At 34.4% G+C, this 12,594-nt stretch carries 13 protein-coding genes; 6 read left to right on the top strand and 7 right to left on the bottom strand.

Translation table 11 applies throughout. The annotated features are described in order from the left end of the window. Positions 1–37 precede the first annotated feature (37 nt). The 5 genes from AP058_RS06430 to AP058_RS06410 all read right to left on the bottom strand — a co-directional run bounded on the left by AP058_RS06430 (position 38) and on the right by AP058_RS06410 (position 5,721). The gene (locus AP058_RS06430) at positions 38–2,275 is read right to left on the bottom strand and encodes a nitric-oxide reductase large subunit (protein WP_066308066.1); all 2,238 of its coding nucleotides are present in this window, start codon (positions 2,273–2,275) and stop codon (positions 38–40) included. Positions 2,276–2,736: 461 nt separating this feature from the next. Then, positions 2,737–3,315 (bottom strand): alkylphosphonate utilization protein, encoded by a 579-nt coding sequence (locus AP058_RS06425; protein ID WP_066308064.1) that lies wholly within the window; start codon positions 3,313–3,315, stop codon positions 2,737–2,739. Positions 3,316–3,390: 75 nt separating this feature from the next. Beyond that, complete coding sequence (coaD, locus tag AP058_RS06420; protein ID WP_066308061.1) at positions 3,391–3,849, bottom strand: pantetheine-phosphate adenylyltransferase; 459 nt, start codon at positions 3,847–3,849, stop codon at positions 3,391–3,393. A gap of 65 nt (positions 3,850–3,914) precedes the next feature. Next, on the bottom strand, positions 3,915–4,604 hold the full coding sequence (locus tag AP058_RS06415) for a DUF421 domain-containing protein (protein WP_066308058.1): 690 nt from the start codon (positions 4,602–4,604) through the stop codon (positions 3,915–3,917). 142 nt (positions 4,605–4,746) lie between these two features. Next, entirely contained in the window at positions 4,747–5,721 is a 975-nt protein-coding gene (locus AP058_RS06410; protein ID WP_066308056.1) for a D-alanine--D-alanine ligase, read from the bottom strand. Positions 5,722–5,840: 119 nt separating this feature from the next. Between AP058_RS06410 and AP058_RS06405 the strand changes: the two genes are divergently transcribed. After that, the gene (locus AP058_RS06405; protein ID WP_066308053.1) at positions 5,841–6,461 is read left to right on the top strand and encodes a PASTA domain-containing protein; all 621 of its coding nucleotides are present in this window, start codon (positions 5,841–5,843) and stop codon (positions 6,459–6,461) included. Beyond that, a complete protein-coding gene (locus tag AP058_RS06400; protein ID WP_066308051.1) occupies positions 6,451–7,497 on the top strand; it encodes an RluA family pseudouridine synthase in 1,047 nt (348 codons plus the stop codon). The genes AP058_RS06405 and AP058_RS06400 overlap by 11 nt, the downstream gene beginning before the upstream one ends. Positions 7,498–7,559: 62 nt before the next feature. On the opposite strand, the gene AP058_RS06395 is transcribed toward AP058_RS06400, so the two are convergent. Further along, entirely contained in the window at positions 7,560–8,162 is a 603-nt protein-coding gene (locus tag AP058_RS06395; protein ID WP_066308047.1) for an NUDIX hydrolase, read from the bottom strand. A gap of 7 nt (positions 8,163–8,169) precedes the next feature. Between AP058_RS06395 and pyrE the strand changes: the two genes are divergently transcribed. Further along, a complete protein-coding gene (gene pyrE, locus AP058_RS06390; RefSeq protein WP_066308045.1) occupies positions 8,170–8,811 on the top strand; it encodes an orotate phosphoribosyltransferase in 642 nt (213 codons plus the stop codon). Positions 8,812–8,840: 29 nt separating this feature from the next. Beyond that, positions 8,841–9,233 carry an SRPBCC family protein gene (locus tag AP058_RS06385; RefSeq protein ID WP_066308308.1) on the top strand — a complete coding sequence of 131 codons (393 nt, stop codon included), beginning with the start codon at positions 8,841–8,843 and terminating at the stop codon, positions 9,231–9,233. 184 nt (positions 9,234–9,417) lie between these two features. On the opposite strand, the gene AP058_RS06380 is transcribed toward AP058_RS06385, so the two are convergent. Next, positions 9,418–10,146 carry a biotin--[acetyl-CoA-carboxylase] ligase gene (locus AP058_RS06380; RefSeq protein ID WP_066308043.1) on the bottom strand — a complete coding sequence of 243 codons (729 nt, stop codon included), beginning with the start codon at positions 10,144–10,146 and terminating at the stop codon, positions 9,418–9,420. 92 nt (positions 10,147–10,238) lie between these two features. Between AP058_RS06380 and rsfS the strand changes: the two genes are divergently transcribed. Together rsfS and ftsH are read left to right on the top strand one after the other, a co-directional pair. Further along, positions 10,239–10,610, top strand: a complete 372-nt coding sequence (gene rsfS / locus AP058_RS06375) for a ribosome silencing factor (RefSeq protein WP_066308042.1) — start codon at positions 10,239–10,241, stop codon at positions 10,608–10,610. 15 nt (positions 10,611–10,625) lie between these two features. Further along, positions 10,626–12,545 carry an ATP-dependent zinc metalloprotease FtsH gene (ftsH, locus tag AP058_RS06370; RefSeq protein WP_066308037.1) on the top strand — a complete coding sequence of 640 codons (1,920 nt, stop codon included), beginning with the start codon at positions 10,626–10,628 and terminating at the stop codon, positions 12,543–12,545. Positions 12,546–12,594: the final 49 nt, after the last annotated feature.

Genomic DNA, 12,594 nt, shown 5'->3' with positions numbered 1-12,594 from the left:
AAAATTAAAATTGATTTGTTAAATATAGTGTACTGCTTTATTTTTTAGTTTTTCTGAAAGTCAATTCAAAAACAAAATAACAAAGAGATAGAATTCCAATTCCGAAAATGGTATCACCAATAGCACGCAACCATTTTAAAGTTACCATTGTTGGTAATTGCATGAATTCTGCAGAACGTGCATACCACATACCGTGTTCGATACTTGCAATTGCTTGTAAGATACCTACTGGCAGTAAACTCATTAAAGCCATCGATAATAAACCAATGTTAATTGTCCAGAATATAAATTTCATTAATTTTTCATTGAATACTTCTTGACGGTATAAACTTCTTAATACAAATAACATCAATCCAATTCCTAACATTCCGTATACACCAAACAAAGCAGTATGCGCATGCAAAGCTGTTGTATTTAAACCTTGGATATAGTATAATGCAATTGGTGGATTAATAATAAAACCAAAAACACCAGCACCTAAGAAATTCCAGAAAGCTACTGCAATCATATAATAGATAGGCCATTTGTAATCGACAATCCAAGTCGTTGCTTTAGAAAGCGTGTAATTGTGATATGCTTCATATCCAATTAAAACTAAAGGTACAATCTCTAATGCACTAAACGTAGCTCCAAATGCCATAACAGCTGTTGGCGTACCAGAAAAGTACAAGTGGTGAAAAGTACCTAAAATTCCACCTGACATGAAAATAATAGTTGAAAAAATAACATTAATAGTAGCGGTTTTTGTTTTAAGAAGTCCAAGACGAACAAATAAAAACGCAATAACGACGGTCGCAAAAACTTCAAAGAAACCTTCAACCCATAAGTGAACAACCCACCATCTCCAGTATTCGGCGATCGCTAAGTTAGTTTGTCTTCCCCACATTAAACCAGCTGCATAAAATGATGCAATAGCTGCGCAGGAAATTAAGAACATAATGATTAAGTTTTTCTCTTCCGTACCTTTTTTAAGTACAGGAATGAGAGGACGTATCATTAAAGCTAACCACAAGAATAAACCAACTAATAAGAAAATTTGCCAAAAACGACCTAAGTCAACATATTCGTAACCCTGGTGTCCAAACCAGAAATTGTCTACAAGATCTAATTTTTGCATTACTCCAAACCATTGACCAATCATAGAACCCACTACAATGATTAATAAAGCAAAGAATAGAAAGTTAACTCCAAATACTTGGTATTTAGGATCTTTCCCTGAAACTGCTGGAGCAATGTACAAACCTGTAGCCAGCCAAGCTGTAGCAATCCAGAAGATTGCCAACTGTGTGTGCCACGTTCTAGTAACCGAGTAGGGTAGGTATTGGTCTAAAGGAATTCCGTAGAAACCATTTCCTTCTACACCATAATGCGCTGTAATGACCCCAAAAACAACTTGTAAAACGATTAGTAAACTAACTATCCAAAAGTATTTTTTAATCTGAAACATCGATGGCGTCATTCCTTGTTTTAATAAAGGATCGCTAACCGGTGTTTCTAAATGCTCTTCATTACCAGATTTAACGTGGTAAAAAATTAAAAGACCCGTACATAGTATCAATAATATAATACTAACTCCAGACCAAACCAGTAGGTCTTTTGTAGCGACGTTTCCAACCAAATCATCAGCAGGCCAGTTGTGCGTGTAAGAGATAACACCATCTGGTCTATTGGTTACGGTTGCCCAAGTTGCCCAAAAGAAAAAAGCATTCATTTTATGCATTTTTTCTTTCTCTTTGATTGACATTTTCGGTATTGCATAATCATGACGCAGTTGATCAAAACTAGGATCATCCATAAATAATCCTTCATAATGCTTACTTAAAGAAGCAATAGCTTCAATTCGATTACTAGAAATTGTGATCGTCTTCGTAACATCGTTGTAGGTGTTTTTACGAACATCAGCTTGCAAACGAATCTTCATTACTGACTGCTGCTCTTCTGATAAATTAGCGTAGTCTACTTTGTATTCTTGTTGAGACAATTTGTCTAATATAAAAAGTGCCTCACGGTGCAACCAATCTGCAGTCCAATCGGGTGCAACATAAGCTCCGTGTCCCCAAATTGATCCCAATTCTTGTCCACCAATACTTTGCCAAATGTTTTGACCGTCTTTAATTTCTTGTGCAGTAAAAACAGTGGCATTATCTTCTGATATAATTTTCTCAGGAATAGGAGGTGCTTTTTGATATATTTCGTAGCCGTAATACCCCAGTATCGCGAAAGAAATTCCCACGACAAAGGCAAATGCAATCCAGAGTTTTTTTTCTCTTTTCATGTTTACTAATTTTTATTTTTTAATGTTCGTAAAGCGTTTGTTTATAATGAGTAAAAATAACTCAGCACATTGAGATGCCTTTATGAGCCAAATCATAAAGCGCGAATAATAACAAGAATTTCTCTATTTTTATAAGTCGCTCAGGGACAATAACCTATGCTTAGGTTACCAAATATGAAAATAAAAATAGTAAATTTTAATCAAATTAATCCTATAATAAATTTATTTTTTGGACTACGAAAAAAGCCAAATGCATTTGAAATCTTTTAAAAATGAATTCCCTTTTAAGAATCAAAAGTAGATTTTGAAAACATTTACAAATCATAATAAAAAAATATTTTGAAATTTTTCGTTAATCACTTTTAATTCAAAATCGTCTACGTTTTAAAAGAGATCATTGGGTATAAAGCAAAAAAAATCCGCTAAATTATGTAGCGGATTTTTTGTAATGATAAAATGCATTAAATTTTCTTTACATACTGTGTGATGATTACAATTTGCTGACCATCGACTTTCCCTTCGATATATTCGGCATTTTCATGATCGAGACGAATGTTTCTAACTGCAGTACCTTGTTTGGCTACCATGCTAGATCCTTTTACTTTTAGATCTTTAATTAAAACTACCGAGTCTCCATGTTCTAAGATAACTCCGTTACTGTCACGGTGAACAATTTTGTTTTCATCATCTTCGCCTTCACCAGTAGCTTGAGCCCAAGCCAAGGTATCTTCGTCAAAATACATTTGCTCTAACAGTTCTTGAGGCCATCCGTTATTTCTTAAACGACTCAACATTCTCCATGCTACGACTTGCACCGCAACGTGTTCACTCCACATGCTATCGTTTAAACATCTCCAATGGTTTAAATCTTCGTGACCAGCATTTTCGATTTGATCGATACAGGTATCACATGCCATGATGGCTTCGTCAGTTCCACCTTTCTGAGTAGGCAAAACTTGATATACTTTTAAGTTTTCAGTTGCTGCGCACAATTCACATTTCGATCCGCTGCGTTTATTTAATTCTCTATCTAAACTCATTTCTCTCTATTTTCAATTATTGGGGCGAAAGTACAGTTAAATCTTTCGTTTGCCAAGTTTAAGATATTAGACTTTTTATTTTTGTACTCGCACGGCTTCTGGAACCAACATTTCATATTCTCCGCCATTGCGTAAAACATCACGAACAATACTCGAACTAATATAAGAAGTTTTGGCAGCGGTTAATAAAAAGACGGTTTCTATTTTGGACAAACGTCTGTTGGTGTGTGCTATAGCTTTTTCAAATTCAAAATCAGCAGGATTACGTAAACCTCTTAAAATAAAATTAGCACCAATTAGGTGACACAAGTCAATTGTTAAACCTTCGTAAGTAATTACGCTTACCTTCGGTTCATTTTTAAAAGTTTCCTCGATAAAATGCTTACGCTCTTCTAGGGAGAACATGTATTTTTTATCTGCATTAACACCAATGGCTATTACAATTTCATCAAATAGTGAAATGGCCCTGTTTATAATGTCTTCGTGACCTAAAGTTATCGGGTCAAAAGATCCCGGAAATATGGCTTTTCTCATTTTTTTATTTTGAGTTCTGATTTTACTAATTCAAAGGTACAAAGGATAACACTGCAAATTAGTAGTTATGCAATTCGTACTGTTTTTATTGCTAGCACCCATTCTTTTTTGCTGCAATTTTCACAAGTTCCGCCGTCCGTTGTTAACTCTTGTATATTTCCGCAGAAAGAGCAAGCGTATGTACCATTATAGGTAACTATCTCCGACTTTTGATTGTATAACTGAGGAACGATTGGTAGGCCATATTTTACTTCTTCATCAGGGTAATAAAAGGTGCTTATTTCCCCACTAGTTTCGACATAAGCATTCTTTATCTGTCCTAAATGCTCAATAGACTTCATTCGAAGTTCCTGAAAAAATTCATCCTGAGCCAAACTTTCCTTTTTAAATGATCGCAGAGAAAATTCACCTTCATCAATGATACACTCTGTTTTTCCTTCTATAAATTGTTCAAATTTAGAACTCACTCCCGTTAGCCATGTAATGCCTTTATAAAATAAGATAATTACCACGATTACCGTTATAGCGGGCAACAAGCCAACATTATCATACAACATAGGATCTCCCGCAGCAGAACCTAAAGCAATTATAATTACGGTTTCAAAGACAGACAATTGCTTGACACCTCTTTTTCCCGCAATTTTTAACGCTAAAAGCAATACAGCAAACATAATGATCGATCGAAAAAATACCTCAATTAAAAAGTAAGGCGGTAAATCATTAAATAATATTCTTTTCCAATCCAATGTTTCCATTTGTTTTTATGCTAATTTTAATAATTTCTTCCTCTATTTTTATTTTTTGAAATAAAATAGTAGTGTAAAAATTTATAGACTCAAGGTGATGAAATAACTAAATCTGTGAATCTTTCTAATCTATACCACTAAGCGCTTGAGATTATTCTTTGATCGCTAACTCAATTGCGTTTGAAAACAATTCTTCTAATGTAATTCCAGCTGCTTCGGCCTGTTGAGGCAATAAACTTTCGGTTGTTAAACCCGGAATCGTATTCATTTCCAACATATGCGGTTCTTCATTTACGATAATAAATTCACTTCGAGAAAAACCTTTCATTTGTAAAATTTCGTAAACACGTTTGGCAATTTCTGCTATTTTTTCAGTCATTTCAGTTGAAATTCTAGCTGGAGTAATTTCTTGGGATTTTCCTAAATATTTCGCTTCATAATCAAAAAAATCATTTTCAGAAACTATTTCGGTAATAGGTAAAACCGTCACTTTTCCTTTGTAATTAATTACGCCAACCGAAACTTCTGTGCCATCGAGAAAACTTTCAATAATAATCTCATTATCTTCCTTATACGCCATTTCAATTGCAATTGGCAATTCTGCGGCAGTTTTTACTTTCGAAATTCCGAAACTTGAACCTGCTTTATTTGGCTTCACAAAGCACGGTAAGCCCACCTTTGTTACAATTTGGTCGGTATAGATTGCATCGCCTTTATTTAGGTAATACGACGTAGCTGTTTTAATTCCGTATGGTTTTAAAACAGAAAGCAAATCGCGTTTATTGAAAGTTAGTGCAGCCTGATAATAATCGCAAGAAGTATGCGGCAGCTCAAGTAGTTCAAAGTACGCCTGCAGCAAACCATCTTCGCCTGGAGAGCCGTGAATGGCATTAAAAATACAATCGAAATTTATTTTTTCGCCATTGACAGTAGTAGAAAAGTCGTTTCTGTCAATAGGAAATTCAGTCTCATTTTCGTCAACATAAACCCATTTCTCTTTTAAAATATGAATTCTATAAGCGTTAAATTTCGTTTTATCTAAATATTGATAAACTACGTTACCGCTAATTATTGAGATTTTAAATTCGCTCGAATATCCGCCCATGACGATGGCAATGTTTTTCATTTGATAACTTTAATAGGTTAATTGTCTAACCGAATCGGCGATTAAACGTATGCTAAACAAAATTATCATTTTTTTTGAAACGAAATAGCTTTATCTTTGCCACCAATAAAAATTAATCTATGAGTTTACGTAAATATCTAGTAAGTCGTGTTTTTTGGACGCAAGTTTTAATTGCCCTCGGTGCAAGCGCTGTTTTAATCTATTTATTCATGCACTGGCTGACGTTTACAACCGATCACGGTCATGAGCTAGCTGTTCCTGACTTACGTAAATTGACAGAAGAGCAAGTAGAAAAAAAATTAGATGGTATTGATTTGGATTACGTGCTTTTGGATAGCGTAGATTATAGAAGCGAGTTTCCAAAAAGTAGCGTAGTAGAACAAGATCCAGAGCCAGGAACTAAAGTAAAAGTGGGCCGAAAAATATATATTAAAATTAATGCTTCTGGATTTTCATCTGTTCGAATTCCAGATTTAATTGAGAAAACGTACCGTGAAGCAGTTCCAACTTTAAAAGCGTTAGGCTTAGAAGAAGGAACGATTACCTATATTCCAAATCTTGGAAAAGACATGGTTTTAGAAATGCGTTACAAAGGAAGAAATTTAAAAGTAGGAGACCGCGTTCTAAAAGCATCTAAGATCGATTTGGTTTTAGGAGATGGGAAAGCGAGTTATGTTGATGAAAGTCAGGCAAATGATACAATTGAAGCAGGAGACGAAAACGCACCAGATGAACAGTAATAAAGAAAATTTAGATTTAGAAGAAGAATTGTTTGAGCACCATAGATTTGAAATTCCGAAAGGACAAGCTTTGTTGCGAATTGATAAATATCTGATGAATATGATCGAGAATTCTACTCGAAATAAGATTCAGAATGCCGCTACTGAAGGAAATATTTACGTAAATGATATTCCGGTAAAATCCAATTACAAAGTAAAACCGTTTGATGTGATTACGATTATGTTATCGCATCCGCCGTTCGAAAATCATATTATTCCTGAGAATATTCCGCTAAATATCGTTTACGAAGACGATGCTTTGTTGTTGATAAACAAAGAGCCAGGTTTGGTAGTACATCCAGGACATGGCAATTATACGGGGACATTAGTTCATGCTTTGGCCTATCATTTTGAGAATTTACCACTGAATAGTTCTGAGCGACCAGGTTTGGTTCACAGAATTGATAAAGATACTTCTGGCTTATTGGTTATTGCAAAAACAGAGGCGGCTATGACGCATTTAGCCAAGCAATTTGAAGCTAAAACCACCGAAAGGGAATATGTGGCTTTAGTGTGGGGAAATGTGGCAGAAGAAAGCGGAACAATTGAAGGGAATTTAGCGCGTCATGTAAAAGATCGTATGCAAATGGCCGTTTTTGCTGATCCAGAAATAGGAAAGCCAGCGGTTACGCATTACCAAGTTTTAGAGCGTTTTGGATACGTAACTTTGATAAAATGTCAGTTAGAAACCGGTAGAACACATCAAATTCGTGCGCACTTAAAACACATCGGACATCCTTTATTTAACGACGAACGGTATGGAGGTCATTTAATCCTAAAAGGAACTACGTTTACCAAATACAAACAATTCATAGACAATTGTTTTAAAGCGTTACCAAGGCAAGCATTGCATGCTAAAACACTTGGATTTAAACATCCAACAACTGGAGTAATGATGCGGTTTGATACAGAACTTCCGCAAGATTTTCAAAGCTGTATCGAGAAATGGAGAAATTACTCTAAATCTCATTCGACAGACGAAGAAGACGAAAATTAATAAAAAAAAGCCTCAAAATAGATTTAATTTTGAGGCTTTTTTCATTTCAATCAGCATACTTTTTACTTTCCAATCTTTTCTTCTTCAAATAATAGTTTGATGTTTTCGTAAGAATTTTTAAGCGCTTCTTGAATTTGTTCTGGATTTAACCACGCTACTTTTTCAATGCCTTCGTCTTCTTGACCAACTAAAACTCCGTCAAAAGTGCTGTGCATTTCGAACCAATGTGTAATTTTAAGCTTGTATTTTCCATTTCTTTTGAAAATATGATACGTTTTTTGCAACTTATTTTTAATTTTAAGCTGATTTACGCCCGTTTCTTCCTCAACTTCCCGCATTGCCGTGTCTTCAATTAACTCGCCTTTATCTGTGCCGCCTTTTGGTAAATCCCATTTGCCATTTCGAAAAATAAACAAAACTTCACCTTTTTTGTTGTAGACCAAACCGCCACCAGCCTTAGTTACAGGGATTTTAGATTTTAAAGTTTTCATTATTTCTTTTTCATCAGGATGATAAAGATAAGCTTGTTGAATTTTATTTTGAAAAATTTTCACAATAAGTTGTTCAATATCGATGCTCTCAAGCAAGAATAATTGAAAATTAGTCTCCTTGGAGATTTCATTTGTCAAAAAAAGTGGTTTGTCGTTTACAAAAACTTTATACATTTGTAGTATGATTTTTAATAAAGATACTGCCGAAAAAACAGCCGAGTTACTTTTGCAAATAAATGCAATTAAATTGAATCCTAAAAATCCTTTTACATGGGCTTCGGGATGGAAATCACCAATTTATTGTGACAACAGGCTAATTCTCTCATTTCCTAGCATCAGAAATTATGTTAGAGACGCTTTTGCGGAGAGCATTGAAAAACAATTTGGAAAACCAGATGTGATTGCTGGAGTTGCTACAGGCGCGATAGGCGTTGGAATTTTGGTCGCCGAAGCGATGGATCTTCCTTTTGTGTACGTGAGACCTGAAGCAAAAAAACATGGAAGACAAAATCAAGTCGAAGGTTATTTTGAAGCGGGACAAAAAGTTGTCGTTGTTGAAGATTTAATCAGTACAGGAAAAAGTAGTTTGCTTGCAGTAGAGGCATTGCGTAGTGCAGGAGCTGATATTTTGGGAATGGCAGCTATTTTTACGTATGGTTTTGGTATTGCCGAAGAAAATTTTAAAGAAGCAAACATCGATTTATTTACTTTGAGTAATTACTCAAATTTATTACATTTGGCTGTTGCAAAAGAGTACATTTCTAAAGATGATTTAGAAACTTTGCAAGAATGGAGCGTTAATCCTGCAACTTGGAATCAATAAAAGAATCACTTACAATTAATATACATAAAATGAATTTAGAAAGTCCTACAGTTACCGTTTCAAAATCGGCTCAAGAATTATTTGATTTGTTGAGTGATGTGAAAAATTTCGAAAAATTAATGCCAGATAACATTGCGAAATTTGAAGTTATCGGAGAAGATGCTTTTATTTTTGGTTTGAAAGGTATGCCAGAAATAAAATTAAAAATGAAAGAGAAAGTAGCACCAAGTAAAATTGTTTTGGGTGCTGCGAGCGATAAGTTGCCATTTACTTTGGTTTCCAATATCGAATCTATTTCTGATGCATCAAGTACTGTAAAACTTGATTTTGAAGGAGATTTTAACCCAATGATGGCGATGATGATTAAAGGACCTATTGGAAAATTCATTGAAGCGCTCGCGACAAATATGACGAAACTATAAGTATTTATTGCTATAAAAAACAAAGTCCGTTTAGAAAATTTCTAAACGGACTTTTTTTATGCTTAAAAAATAGTTTCTCGGACTTCTAAAGCTGAGTACGCAGTGGCTTTGAATGGTGTGAATCATTTAATCTTTGAAGCTCTGAAGGTTTTCAACTTTGAACCTCTTTAATTTTAACCGTTCCTCAAAAAAGCATCTGAATTTCTTTAATGTCAAACGAAGCAACTGAATCATCCTCCAATTGTACTTGTAAGTGTCCAAATGGCGTTACTCCCACAATAATTCCCATAAACGTTTTTTGTTGTTGGTTTTTAAAAGGCATGGGAATTCCTTTTTTGAACAATTTATTAAAGTAAATTTTCCATAAATTTTCCGACTGCGTTTTCCATTCATTGATCAATTCTTGGATTTGGGTAGCAATTAATTCAGGTAATAAAAATTTGTCAAATTCTTTATTGCAAATAACTGCCAACGAAGATGCTTTTGGTAAGCTTTCAAAGTCCTTCTGGTTGACATTCAAACCAATTCCTACAATTGAACTTATTGTTCCGCCACTTTTTAAAGTGTTTTCTATCAAAATTCCGCCAACTTTTTTATTGTATGACATTATGTCGTTTGGCCACTTTATACTTAAATTCGGTATATTCCATTGTTCTAACACCGATATTACAGCTAATGAACTGATTACGGAAAGATTAAAAACGTGCTCATTTGAAGAAATAAAATCTTTAATCAAAACGCTTAGTATTAGATTTTTACCGACTTCAGAGTTCCATGACGTTCCTCTTTGTCCTTTACCTTTGGTCTGATTTTCAGCTGTAACCATTGTAAAGTTCCCCAATTGCTCTTGATTATTTAATGATTTTAGAAAGTCATTTGTCGAATCTATGGCATCGAGTTTGATTAGTTTCATTTATACAATTTAATTTATAAATTTAATATTTTGTTAAGGTTCAAAAATAAAGACAAAATTTGGTAACTTTACAAACTTATATAAAATAATTCATGACTAAAAAGGCTGTTAATAACGATGTTCTCTTGGCGAACATAATCAAAGGAATTGAAGAAGTAAAAGGAAATGACATCGAAATACTAGACTTAAGAGAAATTGACACAGCAGTGTGTGATTATTTCGTTATTTGTAACGGTACTTCAAATACTCAAGTTAACGCGATCGTTAACTCTATCCAAAAAATCGTATCTAAAGAATTAAAAGACAAACCTTGGCATGTTGAGGGAACTGACAATGCTGAATGGGTTTTGATGGATTATGTCAACATCGTAGTTCACGTTTTCCAAAAACACATCAGAGAATATTACAACATTGAAAGTCTTTGGGGTGATGCTAAAATTACTTCAATCGAAAACAAATACTAAAGAAATTTTCTTCAAATGGCTAAAGATAATAATCCAAATAAATTTAAGGTAAGTCCTTGGTTAATCTACACGGCAATACTTTTAGTTTTTCTATTTATAAGTTTTGCAACTGGAGGATCAAGTTTTGAGGAACCAGCACAATTGACTTCTTCTGATTTTAATAAAATTTTAGAAAAAGGTCAAATTGAAAAAGTGGTGGTTTATAATAAAACCGAAGCTGAAGTGTTTTTGAATGCCGATGCATTAAAAGAGAAAGAAAATGCTAAGGTTTCTAAGGATGTATTTGATAGACCTAACAAAGGTCCTCACTACACATTAGAGATTGGTAATGATCAGATATTTCAAAGTAAATTAGAGAAAGCAGTAACCGAAGGGAAGCTGAAAGACTTTAATTTCTTGCAAAAAAACAATTGGAGTGATATTCTAATCAGCTTACTTCCAATTATCATTATCATTGGTGTGTGGATTTTTATCATGCGCAAAATGTCTGGTGGTGGAGCTGGTGGCGGTGGTCAAATTTTTAACATCGGAAAATCAAAAGCAAAACTTTTTGATGAGAAGACAGATATAAAAACCACATTTAAAGATGTTGCCGGTTTAGAAGGTGCAAAAGAAGAAATTCAAGAAATAGTTGAATTTTTGAAAAACCCTGATAAATACACCAATCTAGGAGGTAAAATTCCAAAAGGAGCTCTACTTGTAGGTCCTCCGGGAACTGGTAAAACCTTATTAGCGAAAGCAGTAGCAGGAGAAGCGCAGGTTCCTTTTTTCTCTTTATCAGGTTCTGATTTTGTGGAAATGTTTGTAGGAGTAGGAGCATCTCGTGTTCGTGATTTGTTTAAACAAGCTAAAGAAAAAGCACCTGCAATAATTTTCATCGATGAAATTGATGCTGTTGGTAGAGCTCGTGGAAAAAGTAATATGTCAGGTGGTAATGATGAAAGAGAAAATACATTAAACCAACTGTTGACAGAAATGGATGGTTTTGGAAGCAATTCTAATGTCATTGTACTTGCTGCAACCAATAGAGCAGATGTCTTGGACAAAGCATTAATGAGAGCAGGACGTTTTGATAGACAAATTTATGTTGATTTGCCAGACGTTCGTGAAAGAGCTGAAATTTTTCAAGTTCATTTAGCACCATTGAAAAAAGTAGAGGGTCTTGATTTAGACTTTTTGGCCAAACAAACTCCAGGTTTTTCAGGTGCTGATATTGCAAATGTTTGTAACGAGGCAGCATTAATTGCGGCGCGTTATAATAAAACTGCCGTAGATAAACAGGATTTCTTAGATGCTGTCGACAGAATTGTTGGTGGTTTAGAAAAGAAAAATAAGATTATTACTCCTGCAGAGAAAAAAGCAATTGCTATTCACGAAGCAGGTCACGCAACTGTGAGCTGGATGCTAGAGCATGCTGCACCTTTAATAAAAGTTACTATTGTTCCTCGCGGACAGAGTTTAGGAGCTGCATGGTATTTACCAGAAGAGCGTCAAATTGTTCATCCCGATCAAATGTTGGATGAAATGTGTGCGACAATGGGAGGTAGAGCAGCCGAAAAAGTTACTTTTAATCGTATTTCGACAGGCGCTTTAAGCGATTTAGAAAAAGTTACAAAGCAAGCGAAAGCGATGGTTACTATATATGGTTTGAACGATAAAATCGGAAATGTAACTTATTATGATTCCTCTGGGCAAAGTGACTATAATTTTTCTAAGCCTTATTCAGAAGAAACGGCAAAAGTTATCGACGCAGAAATTTCAGCTTTAATTGAAAGTCAGTACCAAAGAGCAATCGTTTTATTGGAGGCAAACAAAGACAAATTAAATCAATTGGCTGATATACTGATAGAAAAAGAAGTTATTTTTAAAGACGATTTAGAAGCAATTTTTGGGAAACGTACTTTTGATAAAAATTTAGAAGAGCAAGTTTCGTAAACTATACGTATTTATAGGATTATTTAGAAAATCTTAATTCAAAAACTAC

The sequence above is a fragment of the Flavobacterium sp. TAB 87 genome, from assembly GCF_001529295.1.
GTDB lineage: Bacteria > Bacteroidota > Bacteroidia > Flavobacteriales > Flavobacteriaceae > Flavobacterium.
This window is presented reverse-complemented; position numbering and strand designations above follow the sequence as displayed.